Annotated in this window: 19 protein-coding genes; 14 read left to right on the top strand and 5 right to left on the bottom strand. The window is 60.4% G+C overall.

Going from position 1 to position 19,454, the window contains the following annotated elements; translation table 11 throughout:
- Window positions 1-20: 20 nt before the first annotated feature.
- Entirely contained in the window at window positions 21-812 is a 792-nt protein-coding gene (locus tag CAK95_RS17135; protein WP_086089002.1) for an ABC transporter permease, read from the bottom strand.
- Complete coding sequence (locus CAK95_RS17130) at window positions 809-1,633, bottom strand: ABC transporter permease (RefSeq protein WP_086089001.1); 825 nt, start codon at window positions 1,631-1,633, stop codon at window positions 809-811. The genes CAK95_RS17135 and CAK95_RS17130 overlap by 4 nt, the downstream gene beginning before the upstream one ends.
- Window positions 1,634-2,095: 462 nt before the next feature.
- Here CAK95_RS17130 and CAK95_RS17125 point away from each other — a divergent pair, with 462 nt between their 5' ends.
- The gene (locus CAK95_RS17125) at window positions 2,096-2,800 is read left to right on the top strand and encodes a Crp/Fnr family transcriptional regulator (protein WP_198343730.1); all 705 of its coding nucleotides are present in this window, start codon (window positions 2,096-2,098) and stop codon (window positions 2,798-2,800) included.
- A 75-nt stretch (window positions 2,801-2,875) separates the two neighbouring features.
- Here the strand turns inward: CAK95_RS17125 and CAK95_RS17120 are convergent, their stop codons facing one another.
- Window positions 2,876-3,133 carry a hypothetical protein gene (locus tag CAK95_RS17120; protein WP_086088999.1) on the bottom strand — a complete coding sequence of 86 codons (258 nt, stop codon included), beginning with the start codon at window positions 3,131-3,133 and terminating at the stop codon, window positions 2,876-2,878.
- A 246-nt stretch (window positions 3,134-3,379) separates the two neighbouring features.
- Window positions 3,380-4,990 carry an AMP-binding protein gene (locus CAK95_RS17115; protein WP_086088998.1) on the bottom strand — a complete coding sequence of 537 codons (1,611 nt, stop codon included), beginning with the start codon at window positions 4,988-4,990 and terminating at the stop codon, window positions 3,380-3,382.
- Window positions 4,991-5,139: 149 nt separating this feature from the next.
- Here CAK95_RS17115 and CAK95_RS17110 point away from each other — a divergent pair, with 149 nt between their 5' ends.
- Window positions 5,140-6,591 carry an oxidoreductase gene (locus CAK95_RS17110; RefSeq protein WP_086088997.1) on the top strand — a complete coding sequence of 484 codons (1,452 nt, stop codon included), beginning with the start codon at window positions 5,140-5,142 and terminating at the stop codon, window positions 6,589-6,591.
- Window positions 6,588-7,526, top strand: a complete 939-nt coding sequence (locus CAK95_RS17105; RefSeq protein WP_086088996.1) for a hydroxymethylglutaryl-CoA lyase — start codon at window positions 6,588-6,590, stop codon at window positions 7,524-7,526. Before CAK95_RS17110 ends, CAK95_RS17105 begins: the two co-directional genes overlap by 4 nt.
- 108 nt (window positions 7,527-7,634) lie before the next feature.
- Here the strand turns inward: CAK95_RS17105 and CAK95_RS17100 are convergent, their stop codons facing one another.
- Window positions 7,635-8,438, bottom strand: a complete 804-nt coding sequence (locus tag CAK95_RS17100) for an IclR family transcriptional regulator (protein WP_086088995.1) — start codon at window positions 8,436-8,438, stop codon at window positions 7,635-7,637.
- Window positions 8,439-8,567: 129 nt separating this feature from the next.
- Here CAK95_RS17100 and CAK95_RS17095 point away from each other — a divergent pair, with 129 nt between their 5' ends.
- The 11 genes from CAK95_RS17095 (at window position 8,568) to CAK95_RS17045 (ending at window position 19,423) form a co-directional block, all read left to right on the top strand.
- Window positions 8,568-9,941 (top strand): MmgE/PrpD family protein, encoded by a 1,374-nt coding sequence (locus CAK95_RS17095; protein WP_086088994.1) that lies wholly within the window; start codon window positions 8,568-8,570, stop codon window positions 9,939-9,941.
- Window positions 9,938-10,735, top strand: a complete 798-nt coding sequence (locus tag CAK95_RS17090; protein ID WP_086088993.1) for an enoyl-CoA hydratase-related protein — start codon at window positions 9,938-9,940, stop codon at window positions 10,733-10,735. The genes CAK95_RS17095 and CAK95_RS17090 overlap by 4 nt, the downstream gene beginning before the upstream one ends.
- Before the next feature lie 154 nt (window positions 10,736-10,889).
- A complete protein-coding gene (locus CAK95_RS17085; protein ID WP_086088992.1) occupies window positions 10,890-11,876 on the top strand; it encodes a Bug family tripartite tricarboxylate transporter substrate binding protein in 987 nt (328 codons plus the stop codon).
- 65 nt (window positions 11,877-11,941) lie between these two features.
- Entirely contained in the window at window positions 11,942-12,703 is a 762-nt protein-coding gene (locus tag CAK95_RS17080; protein ID WP_157699655.1) for an SDR family NAD(P)-dependent oxidoreductase, read from the top strand.
- A 182-nt stretch (window positions 12,704-12,885) separates the two neighbouring features.
- Entirely contained in the window at window positions 12,886-13,902 is a 1,017-nt protein-coding gene (locus tag CAK95_RS17075) for an amidohydrolase family protein (RefSeq protein WP_086088990.1), read from the top strand.
- Window positions 13,899-14,693 (top strand): IclR family transcriptional regulator, encoded by a 795-nt coding sequence (locus CAK95_RS17070; RefSeq protein ID WP_086088989.1) that lies wholly within the window; start codon window positions 13,899-13,901, stop codon window positions 14,691-14,693. The genes CAK95_RS17075 and CAK95_RS17070 overlap by 4 nt, the downstream gene beginning before the upstream one ends.
- Window positions 14,694-14,719: 26 nt before the next feature.
- Window positions 14,720-15,562, top strand: a complete 843-nt coding sequence (locus CAK95_RS17065) for a cyclase family protein (RefSeq protein WP_198343729.1) — start codon at window positions 14,720-14,722, stop codon at window positions 15,560-15,562.
- Window positions 15,559-15,900 (top strand): cupin domain-containing protein, encoded by a 342-nt coding sequence (locus CAK95_RS17060; RefSeq protein WP_086088988.1) that lies wholly within the window; start codon window positions 15,559-15,561, stop codon window positions 15,898-15,900. Before CAK95_RS17065 ends, CAK95_RS17060 begins: the two co-directional genes overlap by 4 nt.
- A gap of 104 nt (window positions 15,901-16,004) precedes the next feature.
- Window positions 16,005-16,820 carry an SDR family NAD(P)-dependent oxidoreductase gene (locus CAK95_RS17055; RefSeq protein ID WP_086088987.1) on the top strand — a complete coding sequence of 272 codons (816 nt, stop codon included), beginning with the start codon at window positions 16,005-16,007 and terminating at the stop codon, window positions 16,818-16,820.
- A gap of 2 nt (window positions 16,821-16,822) precedes the next feature.
- Entirely contained in the window at window positions 16,823-17,722 is a 900-nt protein-coding gene (locus CAK95_RS17050) for a 3-hydroxyacyl-CoA dehydrogenase family protein (RefSeq protein ID WP_086088986.1), read from the top strand.
- Between the two features lie 267 nt (window positions 17,723-17,989).
- A complete protein-coding gene (locus tag CAK95_RS17045; protein ID WP_183044143.1) occupies window positions 17,990-19,423 on the top strand; it encodes an OmpA family protein in 1,434 nt (477 codons plus the stop codon).
- Window positions 19,424-19,454 lie beyond the last annotated feature (31 nt).

Genomic DNA, 19,454 nt, shown 5'->3' with positions numbered 1-19,454 from the left:
AAGTCGCTCAGTATCGGAAGCTAAGTTTTGGCGGCGCGCACCATGCCCCATCGCATGACAGTGGCTTTCTCGACCGATCCGAAGACGATGCGTTCGAACACAAAACCGATGAAACCGATGACTGCGAGCGAGGCGAGCATCAGATCGGCATTGAGGAATTCCTTGGCGTCGAAGATCACCCAGCCAAGACCGAAGTCGGACGCCGCGAGAAACTCCGCGCCGATAACGGCGATCCAGGCACGCAGGAACGCCTGACGGATGCCGGTGATGATGAAAGGCGACGCCGCCGGGATCATCACCTTCCAGAACAGCGATTGCCCGCCCGCCCCCATCGCGCCCGCTGCTCGCAGCCACAAAGGATTGACCGAGCGCACGCCGGACCAGGTGTTGAGCAGGATCGGGAATGTCGAGGCATAGAAGACGATCAGGATCGCGACCGTGTTGCCAAGGCCGAACCAAAGAATGAAAACCGGGACCCAGGCGAGCGAAGGGATCGGCATCAATGCGCTGGCAAGCGGCAGGCAGAAATTCTCGACCGGCTTGAAGCGCGCCATCAATACGCCGAGTGGCACGGCGACGATGGTCGCAAGCACCATGCCGAACAGCACACGATAGAGCGTCGCAGCCGCGTGATGCAGCATCGTGCCGTCGATCAGCGAGGTGTACAATGTGACGACAACCTTCGATAACGGCGGCAACAGCACGGCCGGGAAATAGCCGCTGCGCGCCACGATCTCGTACAGGACGAGCACGCCGATAATCGATGTTGCCGCTCTGCGCCACGATGTGAGGCGTTCGGACGTCAGCGTCATCGCATCATCCCCCAGCGCACCAGCGTGTAGTCTTCCAGTTTCTGGAAGACGAGTTTCTCCAGCGCGAGCCCGATCAGGCCGATCACCGCGACACCGCACAGCATCACATCGGTATTGAGGAATTCGCGGGCGCCGAAGATCAGCCAGCCAAGCCCCCACGACACGGCGGCGAGCATTTCGACGCCGACGAGAACGCGCCACGCTTGCGCAAGACCGAGCCGCAAGCCGGTGAGGATGTAAGGCAATGCGCCGGGCAGGATGACATGGCGGAACAACCGCCGGTCATTTGCGCCCATCGCCTGCGCGGAGCGCAGCCAGATTTCCTTCACGGCTTTCACGCCGGTCCAGGTGTTGAACACGATGGGAAAGGAGGAGACGAAGGCGACGAGCAAGATCGTTGAGAAATTTCCGAGTCCGAACCAGAGAAGAAACAACGGCGCATACGCAATGCCGGGAATCGGCGCGAGAATAGCCACCAGCGGCAGCGTGTAATCCTCGGCGCGCCGCGAGCGTCCCATCATGATGCCGATCAGAACGCCGACAGCGGCGGCCAGCGCGAATCCCGCGATCAGACGCAGGATCGTTTCAGCGGCGTGATGCGGCAGGATACCGGAGATGGTGAGCGCCCAGAATGTTTCGGCGATGTCGCCCAGCGTCGGGAACAATTTGCGCGGGAACATGCCGGACCGCGCCACGATTTCCCAGGCGATGCCGACGACGATGAACGGGAATGCGTTGCGCGCAACGGGACGCCACCACGCCTCGGCCGAACCGGCTGAGGCGGCCTCGCGCACGGATGCAGCCTGAACAGCATCGGTCATGGCGATCTGGCGTTTCCACGATCCGGCCTCATTGGATGCTCTGGCGGCGAACCGGATCGGTTAACAGGATATTCACCAAACGATCGGCGGACAACCGCTCGAACCGCCTGCGGCAATTTTTTCTATTTGCCCCAAACGCCGCTGCGACATGGTGAAACGCGGACGGCTACCCGATCGGTCATGGCGTTGCCAGACCTGTACCCGAATAGACGGAACTCACCGTGACATAAAAGCATCGGGACAGCCGCATTTTCTGCATAGCGGCAGTGCACGGCAGACTCGCCACTTACACGATGGCCGACCGATCGCCATATCGGCGGCGATTCACCGGGCTTCCTGTTGAAGCGCCGGTAAAAGGGATGACTTGACTGCATGATCCTCGAAGACGCTGTGACCGGCTCACCGGTCCCGAGTTCCGAGCCCTCCAGACGCGGCGTGAGACCAAGCCGCCGAAGCGAAACTTTGGCGAAGATCGATCTATTCCGTTCGCTCGGTCCCCAGGCGATCGCAATCCTGGACACGCAATGCACCTGGCGCAAATATTCCCGCAATGAATGGGTCGTGGAATATCATGAAGCCACAACCGACGTTTTCTTTGTCCTGAGCGGTGTTGTACGCCTGAAGATCCCTGCAGCCTCCGGGCGCGAGGTGTTGTTCAAGGACCTCGACGCGGGCGGGTTTATCGGCGAGATCGCCGCTATCGATGGCGAGCCCAGCGCGACCGGAATTCTAGCATATACTGACGTGGTGATCGCACGGATGCCGCGAGGCGTGTTCCGCACCGTTCTCGATCATCATCCCGATGTGCGCGATCAGGTGTTGCTCCGCGCGGCCAAAATCATTCACGCCCTTACGGATCGCGTCCGCGACTTCTCAATGCTCGACGTCCGGCACCGGATCTATGCGGAGCTGTTGCGGCTCGCGCAGCCCAAAGCTGGTGCAGAGAATCGGGCCTCTATCTCGCCGCCGCCGACCCAGGCCGCCATCGCCGCACGCGTCAGCACGCGCCGCGAGGCCGTCGCGCGCGAAATGAAGGCACTGGAGCGGGCCGGCTTGATCGAACGAACGCGCGGCGCGCTTCTGTTGAACGATACAGTTCAGTTGCGCCGAATGATCAAACGCGCTTGCACCGGCGACGACACGGATTTCGACGTGGAGTTTGTTTAACAGGATGGATGGCCGGTATCGAAAACCGGCCATCCGTCTTGTGTGACAACGCAATAAGCAGCGAGCCACGTTGCATCAATTGTGGACATCTCTCCGCAGCATCAGGCGGACATTGATGTCCGGATCCTGGCCCTGATACTTTCCCCACTCGTAGACTTCGTTGGATCGAGCCGCGCCATTTGTGTAGCGCGGTGCGGCCTGCGCCCGTGACTTGGCGGCCGGCCCGCTGATCCGATGATGATCGTGCCGGGTCGCATGCGTCTGGGCATATGACGCAGCCGTTGTCCCAGCGACAATCGCCACTGCAAGAATCGCAGTTGATAATTTCGACATGATGTATCTCCGTTTTACGAGGGCTTTTGCCTGTGCCACGGAGCTAGTGTCTTGAGTGATGATCGAGTGTGCGAAAATACACACTCCGTCGATGACAGAATGAGTCAGGCCTGGATCAGTCCAGCTTATGCTCTCGCTCCCATGAGTGAGAGATCAATCATGCTGCGCAAAAGGCCGCCCGTAGAATTGATTCTCTACTCTCGTGGTCAATGACAGAAGGGATGAGGAAAATTGCGGCAGAAAAAATCACTGCCTCTCATTGCGCAGCGCGCTGCGCTGGATTTTCCCGGTGATCGTCTTCGGCAATGAGGCAACGAAATCGATCGAACGCGGATATTTGTAGGGCGCGATCTGCGACTTCACGAGATCCTGCAATTCGCGCCTCATCGCATCGTCGGTCTGCGCACCGTCGCGCATCACGACATAAGCAGCGACGATCTGCCCGCGCTCCTCGTTCGGCAGTCCGACCACCGCACATTCGGCGATCAGCGGGTGCTGCAACAAAATGCCTTCCACCTCGGCACCGGAGATATTGTAGCCGGCACTGATGATCATGTCGTCGGTGCGGGCGTGGTACCAGAGGTTCCCCTCGTCATCTGTCTCGAATGCATCACCGGTGAGATTCCAGCCATCGCGCACATATCTCGCCTGCCGTTCGGGATCATCGAAATAGCGGCAGCCGGTGGGTCCGCGCACGGCGAGACGTCCCACCTGCCCGGCCGGCAACGGCTTCATATCATCGTCAACGACCATGGCGCGATAGCCGGCAATTGGCTGGCCGACGGAACCGGGGATACGGTGGGTCTCGAGATTGGCGACGAAGGCGTGCAACATCTCCGTCGAACCGATGCTGTTAACCAGCCGGAGGCCGGTGGCACGGAACCAGCCTTCAAACACCGCAACAGGCATATGCTCGCCGGAGGAAATACAGGTCTTCAGCGTCGAAACATCATAGCCAGCGGCAAGCGGCGTCATGCCGCGATAAAGCGTCGGCACCGTGAAGAGGCGAGAGACGCCCTCGCGTTCGATCGCTGACAGCATGTTTTCAGCTGTCGGCTTTTCCAGCATCACCGCCGACGCGCCGTAGCGCAGCGGAAACACCAGCATGGCGCCAAGGCCGAAGGTGAAGGCGAATGGCGCTGAGCCCAGGAAGACATCGTCCGGTGTCGGCTTCAGCACATGGCGCGGCAGACTATCGGCGATCGCCAGAATATCCCTGTGGAAATGCACCGTTGCCTTGGACAGACCGGTTGTCCCTGATGTGAAGGCAATCAGCGCGACATCGTCATGCGAGGGAATGACATTCTCAAACGCCCCACTCTGCCTCGCCATGCGGGCTTCAAGGCCATCGGCGGCATTGGTGTGGAAATAGACGGTCTTGAGATCGGGCGATGCGGCTTGCTCAAGTTCATCAGCAAGCCCCGCATCACAAAAGGCGAATTGCACTTTCGCCTTGCGGAGCATGTAGGACAATTCCTGCGCGCGCAGCAGCGGCATGGTTGCCACGGCGATCCCGCCGGCCTTCAGCACGCCCAGCCAGCAGGCCGCCTTCATCGCGTTATTGGACGAGCGAAGCAGCACACGGTTTCCCGGCACGAGACCGAGGTCATTGACCAGCACCGCGGCGATGCGGTTCGCCTTGTCCAGCAATTCGTCGTAGGTCCAGGTCGCGGGTAACGTACGGATCGCAAGGCGAGACCCGAATCCCGCGTCAACGGCCTTGTCCAGCAGTTCGACAGCGGCATTGAACCGCTTCGGATAGCCTAGCGCCTCCAGTCCCTCGAATTCCGGCCAAAGTGCAAAAGGCGGCAGGCCGTCGCGAGCGAACGTGTCGGGATAAACGCTGGGATCGAGCATGGGGCTTTGCCGGGCAGGACGATGGAACCAACCTATCCGCCCGCACTGCACCATGACAACCCGCGATAACGGAAAGCACGATTGACGCCCCTGTTCCACCCGCATAGATCGACTACAGGCTGGCCCCCTGAATGTGAGTGAAGCGAATAATGTGGCGCCCACCAGAGCGAATCCAATTCGAACCGAAGCATGGCCGGATCCCGACCCGGGCCGAGGCGGAGGGTTCACGCCTGTTTTCACCGGTTACGACCGGCCCTGTGACACTCGAACAGCGCACATGGGTTCCCGCCATGGTCCCCTGGCGCGCCACCGAGGATGGTTTCGTCACCGACGCCGTTGTTGAATGGTATGCGCGTTTCGCGAAGGGGCGCCCCGGCGCGATTGTGGTGGAAGCCACCGGCATTCGTGATGTTCCGAGCGGGCCACTGATGCGGATCGGCGACGATCGGTTCATCCCGGGCCTGAAGCGGCTCGCCGACGCGGTGCGCGAGGCGAGCGACGGCCAAACCCGGCTGTTCATCCAGCTCATCGATTTTCTGAGCATCCGCCGCCGGCCCGATGCGAAGAAATATTTCGAGCGGTTTCTTGCCATCACTGACGAACACCGCGCGGCCCTGCCCGGGCTGAGCGATGCTGATATTCGCGCCACACTCGCCGGCATGAAGCGCGACGAATTCGCCAAGATCCTGAATGAGCGGGAGCTCGAGTCGCTGGAATTCGGCTATCGCGAGCGTGTCACCGACATGGACCTGCCGCATATTCGTGACCTGCCGAAGGTGCTGCCGGACCTGTTTGCCGATGCGGCATGGCGCGCGCAGGAGGCCGGTTTCGACGGCGCCGAGCTTCACTATGCGCATGCCTATACGATGTCATCCTTCCTCTCGCGCAAGAATACGCGCGAGGACGGATACGGTGGCCCGCGCGAGAACCGTGTGAAATTGCCACTTGAGGTATTCAAGGCCGTGCGTGAGCGCACCAATGCCGACTTCGCCGTGGGCTGTCGATTCCTCGCCGATGAATGCATCGAAGGCGGCAGCGATGTCACCGATGCCGTCTATTTCGGCGTTGAATTCGCGAAAGCGGGCATGGATTTCATCTCCACTTCGCGCGGCGGCAAGTTCGACGATGCCAAGCAGCCTGGCGTCGGCGGCGCCGCCTATCCCTATACGGGGCCGAGCGGCTATGAATGCATGCCGCAATATATCTCAGATGAGCGCGGCCCCTTCGGCCGCAACGTCGATGCGACATCGGCGATCCGCAAAGCTATTCATGCCGAGGGTTTGGAAACGCCGATCGTCTGCACCGGCGGCGTTCACAATTTCGAATTCGCCGAGAAGATGCTGGCAGACGACGTCTGCGACATTGTCGGCTCCGCGCGGCAGACGCTGGCCGATCCGGACTGGTTCCTGAAAACCAAACTGGGCCTGGGCCAAAGCATCCGCATGTGCGAGTTCACCAATTACTGCGAAGGCCTCGACCAGAAGCACAAGACAGTGACCTGCCAGCTCTGGGACAAGGACGATCTCAAGAATCCGAATGTCAGCAGGACATCGGACGGCAAGCGCCGCCTGACGCCGCCGGACTGGACGCCGCCGCAATGAGCGCGGCGCGCACGATCGACGTCAGCGAGGTGGGATTGCGCGACGGTCTGCAGATCGAGCGCACGATGATTCCGGCCGAGCAGAAGATCGCACTGATCGACACATTGTCGAAGACGGGCTTGAAGAAGATCGAGATCACCGGCTTCGCGCATCCGAAAGTGATTCCGCAACTGGCCGATGCAGAAACGGTTGCTGCGGGGATCAAGCGTGAGCCGGGCGTACGCTATGCCGCCTTCGTGCCGAATGCCCGCGGTGCCGAGCGCGCGATCAAGGCCGGCATCGACGATCTGAAAGCCGGCGTCGCGGTGAGCGACAGCTTCAACCGCCTCAACGTTCGCATGACCACCGAAGAGGGCATGAAGGCGACCGACGAGATTGCCGCCGCTACGAAAGGCACGCAGAGCCGCCTTGTCGGTATGATCGCCACCGCCTTCGGCTGCCCCTATGAGGGCGAAGTGTCACGCGACCGCATGCATCGCATGATGGATCAGTTGCTCGGCCATGATGCGCCGATCATCTATCTCGCCGACACCACCGGCGTCGCCAATCCGGATCGGATCCGGCGGACAATCGAGGACCTGAACAAGCATTTCCCGGACGCGACATTGGGGCTGCATCTGCACAACACGCGGGGCCTTGGCATCGCCAACGCCCTGGCCGGGCTCGATTGCGGCATTCGCCATTTCGAAGGATCGATCGGCGGGCTTGGCGGTTGCCCTTTCGCTCCCCGTGCGGTCGGCAATATCTGCACCGAGGATTTCGTGCACATGGCGCATGAAATGGGCATCGATACTGGCATCGATCTTGACGCGCTGATCGATGCCGCGCGGATGGCGCAGGAGATGCTCGGCCGCACCCTGCCCGGCATGGTGATGAAGTCCGGCAAGGCATCGGAGTTGCACGCCATGGACGCGCAACGGGTGAAGGTGGACTAGACTTCGCCGTAACAGCGATCTCTCCACCGCTCATAGGCGGGGACCCAGAGTCTCTCGCTGGATTCCCGCCTTCGCGGGAATGAGCGGAGTAAAATGCGATAGTGTCGTCTATCCCCGATACCCGATCTTCCTTGAAATCCCGGCTGCCGTTTCCTGGACCATCGGCCGCAGCGCCCTTTCACCGCCCATCGCATTGGCGATCTTTTCCGGCACGATCACCGTGACAGCGGCAATCACAAGCGAGTCATGATCGCGGATCGGAAAGGCAAGGCTGACAAGACCGGGATCGACCGTCGAGCGGTGGAAGACATAACCGCGCTTGCGATCAGCGGCAATCTGCGCATTGAAATCTTCCCGCGGCGGAGCTGCCAGCGCACCGTGCGTTTCGCTCTTCAGTTTCTCATAGATTGAATTCAGGCGCGCCTCGTCCTGAAAGGCCAGCATGATACGACCGCTGGACGTCGTATGCGCCGGCAAGCGGGCGCCGAGCTGAAGGTTGCTGACGAGACCGGCATTCGGCAACGCGCGCGCGAGATACACGGCGTGCCAATCATCAAGGATTGCCACATGCGCGGCTGCATTGCTGCGATCGCTGAGAACGCGCAGGAAAGGCTGGGCCGTTTCCGTGATCGGCTGCGCATGCAGATATTCGAAGCCGAGATCGAGGACCTTCGACGTCAGCCGATAGCGGCGCGTTTCGGAATCGCGCGCGATGAAACCATCGGCTTCGAGTGTGTAGACCAGCCGGTAGGCGGCCGAACGTGAAAGTCCGAGACCGGCGGCAAGCTCCGCCAATGTCTTGGCCGGCTTACTGCGCGGGAACAGTTGCAGCACCGCTAGTCCCCGCGAAAGACCAGGCACGATGTAGCGGAGGTCAATGCGGTCTGAAGTCTGTTCTGTACGGCTCGGCATTATGGACGCGTCTCCCTCAAGTCCCGAACATCACTGCACACTCGATGTTTCCTATATCAAACACAACGTTGACATGACAAACCCTCATCTCTAGGAGCGCTGAAGCTTGGAAAAACGGAAAGCGCCAGCATGGGACTGACGGTCGAGATGGGGCGCTTCATCGCCTCGGTTCGCTATGAAACCCTGCCGCCCGACGCGGTGAAAACGGTACGCCTCGGCTTCACTGACTGCATCGCAGTGATGGTTACAGGCTGGCCAATGGCCGTCACACGCACAACCGCGCGCGGGCTTGGCATCGTGCATGATGGCGATAACACGCCGATTTCTGCATTACAGGCGCCTGCACCCGAACGCGCGCTGATCTACGGCGTTGCCGCGCATGCGATCGATTACGACGACACCGGCCTTGCCGGTCATCCCAGCGCGATCCTCGTTCCCGCCATCCTTTCGGAGGCCGCTGAAACGGGAGCCAACGGCCGCGCGATGATCGCCGCCTATGTGGCAGGCTACGAACTCTGGGCCGAGATGATGCGGCGCGATCCCGATCAGCATCACCGCAAGGGCTGGCATCCGACCGCCATGTTCGGAACCATCGCCGCCGCAGGCGCGGTGTCGTCCCTGCGCGGGCATGACGCGCAGATGGCGACGCGCACCATCGGCATCGCCGCCTCGCTCGCCGGCGGCATCGTCGGCAATTTCGGTTCGATGACCAAACCCTATCAGGTCGGCCGTGCGGCGCAGTCGGGCCTCTTGGCCGCTCGCCTTGCTGAGGCGGGACTGACCTCGACGGACACTGCGATTGAAGACGATCTTGGCTTCATGCGCGCGATCTCGCCAAAGGGATTTGTGGATACCAAGAGCCCATCGGCACTCGGCAAGGACTGGGCGATCCTGCGCAGCGGCATCAATATCAAGCTCTATCCGGTCTGTTACGCCATTCATCGCGCACTCGACGCCGTCATCGACATGCGCGCGAAAACACAGGTTAAGCCGGAGGATGTGGAGACGATTGATCTGGAAATCGGCGAAACACAGGCGGAAATCCTGCGGATTCATCGCCCAACCAACGGGCTTGATGCCAAGATCTCCGGCGAATTCGCCATGGCGTCCGCCATCGTCGCCGGCGCCTGCGGCCATGCCGAACTGACCGATGAATTCGTGAACCGGCCCGACGTCCAGGATCTCATCGGCAAGGTGCGGGTCCGCACGATCGCCGAAAAGGACGAGCACGAACCCGCGCATTCGCCGTTCGATCGCGTCTCGCTGGTGCTGGGCAATGGCAGTGTCCTGACGACCGAGGCGGTCACCCGGCCCCGCGGTCATTTCCAGCGCGGCGTCGAGACCGAGAAAATGTGGGAAAAGTTCGCGGACTGCACCAAGCCGACGCTTGGCGAGCGCGGCGCGCGTACATTGTTCGACGCATGCCTGAATCTCGACCGCATGAATTCGGTTGCGGATTTCGGATTGTTTCCCTCTGACAAACGCGCGGTGAATGCGGCATGAGCAGTGACGGGCTGGCGCATCTTCTGGTCGAGCGGCCTGAACCCGGCCTGATGGTCGTTCGGTTCAACCGGCCGGAGGTGCATAACGCGCTGAACACCGCGACCTCGGAAGACCTGCTGAAAGTGTTCGGCAAACTTGCCTTCACGCGGGGCGATCTGCGTTGCGTGATCCTCACGGCATCCGGCGAGAAAGCCTTCAGCGCCGGCGGCGATCTGAAGGAACGTCAGGGCATGACTGACGATGCCTGGCGCGCGCAACACGCCATCATTGAGGAAGCGGCTTATTCGATCATCAATTGCTCGGTGCCGGTGATTGCGGCGGTCAACGGCGTCGCCTTTGGCGGCGGCTGCGAACTCGCCTTATGCTGCGACTTCATCTACGCCGCGCGGCATGCACGCTTTGCCTTGCCGGAAGTCACGCGCGGCATCATGCCCGGTGCCGGCGCGACGCAGAATCTCCCGCGTGCCGTTGGTGTCCGCAGAGCCAAGCAGATCATCATGAGCGGGCTGCCCTTCACCGCAGAGCAGGCCTACGAATGGGGCATGGTCAATGAGATCTGCGATGCGGCCGAACTGATGCCGCAAGTGCTCTCACTCGCGCGCACCATCTGCGACAATGCGCCTATTTCAGTCCGCCAGATCAAAAAGGCGATCAATGTCTCAACGCAAACCGATCTCACGACCGGCCTTGCCTTCGAGGTGCAATGCTACGAGCGCATGATCTCGACCGAAGATCGGCATGAAGGCGTTCTGGCCTTCAACGAGAAACGCAAGCCGCAATTCAAAGGGCGCTGACATTGGGCACGCAATCAAGGTGTTTGATCAGCCAACACCTTGATTGATGCTGCAAGATGCACTGATAAGATGCCTCTAACAATAACGAACGGCGCGACAAGACGCCGGCATCAAGTCCAGTGGCGCAAAGCCGCGGACATCGGGAGGAATAACGATGACGCTTTTCAATCGCGCCGCGCGTTACGGCGTGGCGTTGACTGGCTTGCTGTTGGCAACAGGCGCGGCCTTAGCGCAGACACCGGACTGGCCGACACGGCCGGTCACCCTCATCGTGCCCTACCCGCCCGGCGCATCGACCGACTTCATCGCACGGCTGATCCGCGATCCGCTGGCCGAGAAACTCGGCCAGACGATCGTCGTTGAAAACCGCCCCGGCGCCGGCGGCACGACGGGCGCCGCGCAGGTCGCGCATTCGGCACCGGATGGTTACACGCTGCTGGTCACGGTCAATGCGCCGGTGACAATGAACTCCTTCATGCAGAAGAACTTCCCATACGATCCGATGAAGGCGTTCACGCCGGTGATCAAGGTCGCCGATGTCGTGATGACGCTGGCAGTGAATGCAAAACTCCCGGTCACGACCGTGCAGGAGCTGATCGATTACGCGAAGAAACATCCCGATCAGAAGATGAGCTTCGGCAGCGCCGGCATCGGTTCGGCGCATCACATTGCCGGCGAACTGCTGAAGCAGAAGACTGGCCTCAACATGGTGCACGTGCCTTATCGCGGGGGCGGTCCAGCCATTCAGGATCTCGTCGCCGGTCACATCCCGATCAGCTTCGGAACGACGCCAGCGGTGCTGCCGCAGGTCCAGGGCGGCACCATTCGCGTGCTCGGCCTTGCCGAAGAGAAACGCTCGCCCGATCTGCCAGGTGTACCGACCATCGCGGAAACGGTGCCGGGCGTCGTCACCTACACATGGGTCGGCGTGTTCGCACCGGCCGGAACGCCGAAGCCGATCGTCGATCGGATCAATGGCATCATCGCAGAGGCGATCAAGACACCGGAATCCGCCGCCAAGCTGAAGACTCAAGGCGCAACGGCGGCCGGCGGTTCGCCTGCGGATTTGGAAAAATCCATGAGAGCCGAATACGCCCACTGGACAAAGGTCATTCCTTCTATCGGCCTCAAACCGGAATAGAAAGAAGGACTTTCTCAACTGCGGCGCCCCACACTGTGAGGCGCCGTCTCTATTGGAGTTGCAAAGTGTCTGAGCAAGACCTCAAAGGCCGCGCTGCGGTCGTCACCGGATCGGGCCGCAATATTGGCCGCGCCATCGCGCACGCTCTTGCCAGGAAGGGTGCGGCGATTGTCGTCAACGGCTCGTCAAATAAGGACGCCGTCGACAATGTCGTTGCAGAGATCAACGCGGCCGGCGGCAAGGCGATCGGAGTCATGGCCGATGTATCAAAGCCTGAGGAAACGCAAGAACTCATACAAGCCTGCGCCGATGCCTTCGGCTCGGTCGACATCCTTGTGTCGAATGTCGGTATCCGCCGTTATCAGGCGTTTCTCGAAATCACGCCGGACGAATGGGACAATGTGCTGCGCACCAATCTCAGCTCTGCCTTCTATCTCAGCCGCAATGCCATCCCGCATATGCAGAAGAATAGATGGGGCCGCGTCATCTTCATTTCCGGCTTCGATGGCTTCTGGGGGCAGGTGACGCACCGCGCCCATAACATTACCTGCAAGGCCGGCATGCACGGTCTTGCCAAGGCCATCGGCCGCGAATTCGGTCCGGACAATATCACCGCAAACACCGTCGTTCCCGGCGCCATCGATACCGAGCGCGACTGGAGCCAGTATCCGCATCAGGCCAAGCAAAAGATCGAATCCGAAATTCCGCTCGGCCGTTTCGGCGATCCTGACGAGGTTGCAGCAGCCGTTGCCTTCCTCGCCTCTCCCGGTGGCGGCTTCATCTCGGGGCAAGCGACGCACGTCAATGGCGGCCATTATATGATCTGATGTGATCTGACGTCTCTCGACCTCCGCTTTCCGCCCATGATGCCCGCGTTCGCGCGGGCATTTTCATTTTGGCTGCCACCGCGACTTCCATGCCGCCGCCAAAGCCCGATTTGACAAAGGCGGCCTCCTGCATAAGATGACCATAAAACAATACAGATGTATCGCAATTCGGTACAGTTAGAATGAGGGAGGTTGATGGCGGTTGCGGGCACGTTCCCGGCGCCATCCGTGTCAACGGCATGAAAAAGATCGCGCTTGAAGAGCATTTCCTTGCACCTGGCTTCGAGGACTACTGGCTGAAGACGGTCGAGGATGTCGATCCCGCGCTCTATAGCCAGGTGCTGTCGCGGCTGAAGGATTTCGGCGAGCAGCGTCTCGGCGCGATGGAAACATCGGGCATCGAAACAGCAATCTTGTCGCTCGCCGGTCCCGGTGTTCAGGTTGAGCACGACGTAGCCGTCGCAACAAAACGGGCCCGCACAGCCAACGACTTCCTCGCCGGAGAAATCAGCAAGCAACCGGACCGCTATCGCGGCTTCGCCCATCTCGCCGTACAAGACGCAAAAGCGGCCGCCGACGAACTCGAGCGCTGCGTGCGCGATTTCAAGTTCTGCGGCGCCATGATCAATGGCCATACCAATGGCCTGTATCTCGACGATCCGGCGGTCTATCCGCTTTGGGAACGCGCCGAAGCTTTGGGTGCCGTCATCTATCTGCATCCGGCCGACCCCGTCTCGCCGATGCCGGTCCTGGACGGCTATCGCGGCCTCAAACGTGCAACGTGGGAATGGACGGTCGAGACCGGCTCGCATGCCCTGCGATTGGTTTTCAGCGGATTGTTCGATCGCTTTCCAAAGGCCAAACTCGCGCTCGGCCATCTTGGCGAAACCCTTCCCTATCAACTCTGGCGCTTCGACAGCCGTGCGAAGCTCTATGGCGTGAAGCTGAAGAGGCGGCCGTCCGATTATATTCGCGAGAATATCGTCGTGACGACATCGGGCATGTTCTCGTTCGAACCGATCGATTGCGCGATCAAGGCGCTTGGCCATGAGCACGTGATGTATTCGGCCGATTATCCGTTCGAAAATCCGGTCGAGGCCGGCGCCTTCATGAATGAGCTGCCGCTCGATCCCAAGGTCCTGGAAGACATCGCCTATAACAATGCCAGTCGGCTGTTCGGGATCGGAAAAACATCATGACTGTCGCCGCCAAGCCCATCTCCGATCAAACCGCCACCATCGAAAAAAGTCAGGTGCAGGTGATTGCGCGTGCGGCAGCGATCATGCGGGCGTTGGAGGATACGACGACCGGCCTCAGCCTTGGTGAGATTGCGCTCAAGGTAGGCCTCGCCCGCTCAACCGTTCAGCGGATCGTCGCAGCACTGGAAACCGAGAAACTCGTCGTAGCGGCCTCGCCGGCCGGGCGTGTGCGGCTTGGTCCGACGATCCTGCGCCTTGCCGGTTCGGTGCGCACCGATTTCGCCACGATTGCCAAACCATTCCTCGTAGAACTCTCGAAGGAACTGCACGAGACGGTCGATCTGGCCTCGATCAAGGGTGATCACCTCGTCTTCATCGATCAGGTGATCGGGTCACAGCGCCTGCGCACCGTCTCCGCCGTTGGCGAAGCATTCCCGCTTTACTGCACGGCCAATGGCAAAGCCTATCTCGCCCAGCTGGACGATGCACAGATCGAGACTCTGATCGGCAAAATCTATAAGGCACGCACGCCGAGCACGTTGACCAAGCTTTCGCAATTGCTCGACGATATTCGAGCCGCTCGCCGGGATGGCTACGCCATCGATCGCGAGGAGCACGCCCTTGGCATTTGCGCCGCAGGCGTGGCGATGCGCGACATGCTCGGAAATTATGTTGCGATCTCAGTGCCGGTACCGACGCAACGGTTCGAGAGCGAACGCGCAAATATCTGCGCTCGACTGCTCGCCACCAAGCGCGTGCTGGAAGACCGCTTTTCCACCGTCAACACATAGAACACTGTAAAAAGGGAGGATGATGCATGGCGAAGATCCGCGGCATCGAGTTCGAAGAAAACCTGCACAACGCGATGGGGTTGGAATTCTACAACCTGTCACATCGCTTCGGCTACCAGTCCCCGAACTGGCCTTACTTCGAAGACGTGAAGATTGAGCGCATTCATTATATGGCCAAGTCCGGCGTGCTGTCGCAGCGCATCACGACATCGATGCACAACACCACGCATATCGACGCGCCGGCGCATGTGGTTCAGGGCACGCCGTTCATCGATGAAGTGCCGCTGCCGCACTTCTTCGGCTCCGGCATCGTAGTCTCGATCCCGAAGAAGAAGTGGGAACCCATCACCTATGACGACATGGAGAAAGCGGCCGGCAAGATCGTGCGGCCGCGCGATGTTGTCATCGTCAATACCGGCTGGCATCACCAATACGAGGACTCGGAAGACTATTTCTGCCGCGCACCCGGCTTCGTGAAATCGGCCGGCGAATGGTTCGTCGAAAAGCAGGTGAAAGTGGTCGGCCACGACACCCAGGCTAACGACCATCCGCTCGCGACGGCGATCGGTCCGCAGCGCAACGGCCCGCTGCATCCGCATCTCGCGGAAGAATACAAGGAATGGTCCGGCGGTCGCGACTGGAAGGACGATTTCCCGGAATGGGAGCCGGTGCACCGCATTCTCTTCAACAACGGTATTCTCGGTATCGAGAATGTCGGCGGCGATCTCGACAAGGTCACCGGCCGCCGATGCACTTTCGCGTTCTTCCCCTGGAACTGGGATCGCGGCGACGGCTGCATTATCCGTCTTGTCGCGATGATTGATCCGAAGGGTTCGTACCGCATCGAAAGCGGAGAGACATTCGCATGATCGTCCGCAGATTTTCCGACGCGAAACCTTACGAGGCGCCGAACCATCGCGGCTATTCGTCATTGCGCCTGTTCGGCGCCGAAGCCGGCGGATCGAAAGAGATGATCGTCGGGCTGTCGCATTTCCTGCCCGGCGGTGGCGCGGGTCCGGATGCATCGCCGCCTGAGAAGGTCTATTTCGTCATCTCGGGCGAACTGACGGTGATCGTCGACGGCAAGGAACACGTGCTGAAGGCGAACGACAGTTGCTATATCGGCGCGAACGAGACCCGCGAGATCATCAATCGCAGCAACGAGGTCTGTACCATCGTGGTGGCAATGCTGCCGCCGCGCGTCTAAATATTCCGTCATGGCCGGGCTCGACCCGGCCATCCACGCCTTGATATGAACAAAGACGTGGATGCCCGGCGCAAGGCCGGGCATGACGATGGAGGAACATCGTCATGTCAGAAACCTTTCTCAAAAATCCCCTCTCCCTGTTCGATGTCCGCGGCAAGACCGCAATCGTTACCGGCGCATCCGGCGCTTTCGGTGCCTTGGCTGCACAGGTGCTCGCCGGTGCCGGCGCCAATGTCGTGATCGCCGCAGGGAAAGCCGATGAATTAAAAAAGACGGCTGCCGACTGCGAAGCGCTGGGCGCAAAGGTCGAGAGCATCGCGCTGCGGCCGAGTTCGGAAGCCAACTGCGAAAAGATCGTCAAAGCCGCCGTCGACACATTCGGCCGTCTCGACATTCTCGTCGTCGGTTCCGGCAAAAATGACGTTTCCAAAATCGTCGATATGGCACCCGAGCGCTTTCTCGATGTCATGGACGCCAATGTCACGCAATCCTGGCTGATGGCGCGCGCGGCCGGCAAGCAGATGCTAGCCCAGGGCAAGGACGGCAAGACGTCCGGCAAGATCGTGCTGATGTCGTCGGCGCGTGGTTTGCTCGGTCATCCGGCCGGGTACACAGCCTATTGCGCATCGAAATCGGCGGTGGATGGCATCACCAAGGCGCTTGGCTGCGAATGGGGTGATACCGGCATCACCGTCAATGCCATCGCGCCGACCGTGTTCCGCTCGGCGTTGACGGCGTGGATGTATGAGGACACCGACAAGGCTAAAGACGTGCGCAAGGGCTTTCTCTCGCGCGTGCCGAAAGGCCGGTTGGGCGAGCCTTCCGATCTTGCGGGTCCGCTGCTTTTCCTCGCTTCGGCCGCATCGGATTTCTATACGGGCCATATCCTCTATGCCGACGGCGGCTATACGGCGGGCTGACCATGGCAGACAAGACGCGCATTGCCGTCATCGGCGCCGGATTGATGGGTCACGGCATCGCGCAGGTGTTTGCGCTTGCCGGTCATGATGTGGCGATCACCGATTCCTTCACCGCCAATCTGGATACGGTGAAGCAACGTGTCAGCGCGAACCTCCGCGATCTTGGTGACGATCCGGCGGCGACAGATCGGATCACCCCGAATGCCGATCTTGCTGAAGCCGTGCGTGATGCGGACTACGTTGTCGAAGCCGTGCTGGAAGATCTGCCGCTGAAGCAGACGCTGTTCGCCGAAATCGAAAAGCATGTGCGGCCGGACACCATCCTCGCCAGCAATACCTCGGTGATCCCGATCACCGAGATCATGAAAGGGCTCCAGCATCGCCAGCGCGCACTTGGCACACACTGGTGGAACCCGCCCTATCTTGTGCCGCTGGTCGAAGTTATCGGCACGGAATGGACATCGCCAAAGATCATTGAAACGACGATGGCTCTCCATAAGGCGATCGGCAAAACACCGGTGCACGTGAAGAAGGATGTCGCCGGCTTTGTCGGCAACCGGCTTCAGCATGCCCTGTGGCGCGAGGCCGTCGCCCTCGTGGAACATGGCATCTGCGATGCCGAAACCGTGGATACTGTGATCAAGGCCTCGTTCGGCCGCCGGCTCGCAGTACTGGGTCCGCTGGAAAATGCCGATCTTGTCGGCACCGACCTGACGCTCGCCATCCACAAAACAGTATTGCCCGCCATCGAGAGCCGGCCCGGTCCTTCCCCCTATCTTGAACAACTGGTTGCCGAAGGAAAACTCGGCTTCAAGTCCGGCGAAGGTTTTCGCAAGTGGACGCCGGAACAGCAGCAAGAGTTGCGCACCAAGGTGACACGTCATCTGAAACAGGCGCGCTGACGCGTCAGCTTCACCGCCTATCTGCAAAGGGCGGCACCTTTGGCATCATCTCTAACAACATTTGCACCGTTATTGTCCTGCAACTGCATAAACATTGCCGCTGATATCCGCTCCATATCGAGGCTTATCAAATTACGATTGCGAGTGAAGGGGCAAAGTTGGCTTTACACTCCACGCGACATGATCGGCAGACCCGGCCCGGAAGGACACGTCGTCCTCTTCGCGGTCACTCCCATTCTGACGACGGGTTCTGCAGAGGAGAATGTTATGTCGCAATTCGACACGATCATCGACGACGTCGCCGGCCGGTTTGGGCTCGATGGCGCCAAGGCGAGCACTTTGCTGCGTGAGTTGTTGAAATATATGACGACGTCACCGGGCGGGATCGGTGGCTTCATCGACAAGTTTAAAACCGCCGGCCTCTCGCATGAGGCCAACAAGTGGCTTGGAAAAGCCGACGCTGCGCCCTTGACCTCTTCGCAGGTCGAACAGGCCATGGGTAGCAGTACCATCGACATGATCGCACGGAAAGTCGGCATCCCCGGCGGCGTAGCGGCTGCCGCTCTTGGCTATCTCACCCCGAAAGTAGTCGGTAAGCTGACCCCCAACGGCGTTATCGGCTCCGGAATCCCGAGTGCCGTATCGGACTTCATTCGAACATCGCCGTCAATGCCAGCTTACGACCTGGACGAAGCAATGCCCTATGGCACCGCCGCCGCCAGACAACCGGCATCGTCCGGACGATGGGTTGCGCCTTTGCTCGGTCTGCTCGCACTCGCCGGCCTCGGCTGGTATCTGTTCTCCCATCGGGCACCGGATCAAGTCGCGACCGCGCCGGCACCTCAACCTGCCGCAACGACCTCTGGCAGCGGGACAGCCACCGCCCCATCAGCCGCGACACCGTCACGCCTGACCCTTCGTAACGACAACGGCGTCGTGACAGTCGCCGGCACCGTTCGGGATCAGGCAACACGCCAGTCGATCCTCGATACGTTGAAGAAAACATTCGGCGACAACGCGATCAAAGGCGACATTGCAGTGAATGCCAATGCGGCGCCGACGCCGTGGCTCGCCAATCTTCCGGCGGCTCTTGCACAAATGAAAACACCCGGCATTCAGGCCTCGTTTGAAGACCGCACCATCAATCTTGCCGGACTGAATGATGCCGAGCGCGATCGCATCATGAATTCGCTGAAATCGCTCTTTGGGCCGCTCGGGATGAGCCTTGCGGCCACCGACCCGCTGATGGGCCTGATTTCCGATGCCAATAACAAGGTGACGACGGCGCTGGCCGGATTGGGCTCGCAGTTCCAGACGAAGGATCTGCTCAACATCCTCAACAACTCGATCATCAACTTCCCCACCGCGAGCGCCGAAATTCCGGAGGCCGGGCGCGCCCTTTTGCAGCGGGCGGCAGGACCGTTCAAGCAGCTCCCAGCGGGGACGGTGATCCAGATCTCGGGCTACACCGACAATACCGGTGACCCGGCAAAGAACCTGGAGTTATCGCAGCATCGTGCAGACGCGGTGAAAAATGCGCTGATACAATCCGGCGTAAATCCTGCCATGCTGGTTGCCAAGGGCTATGGCAGCGCAGATCCGATTGCAAGCAACGATACCGAAGAAGGCCGGTTCAAGAACCGCCGCATCAGCTACCAGGTTTCAGATCAAAACCGCGCAACGACAGGTTCGGGGAAATAGCCCCGAAGACACCTGCCGCGTTTGATTTAAC

This window comes from Pseudorhodoplanes sinuspersici (assembly GCF_002119765.1).
Classification (GTDB): Bacteria; Pseudomonadota; Alphaproteobacteria; order Rhizobiales; family Xanthobacteraceae; genus Pseudorhodoplanes; species Pseudorhodoplanes sinuspersici.
The sequence above is the reverse complement of the archived record's forward strand: the minus strand, read 5'-3'. Positions and strand labels throughout refer to the sequence as shown.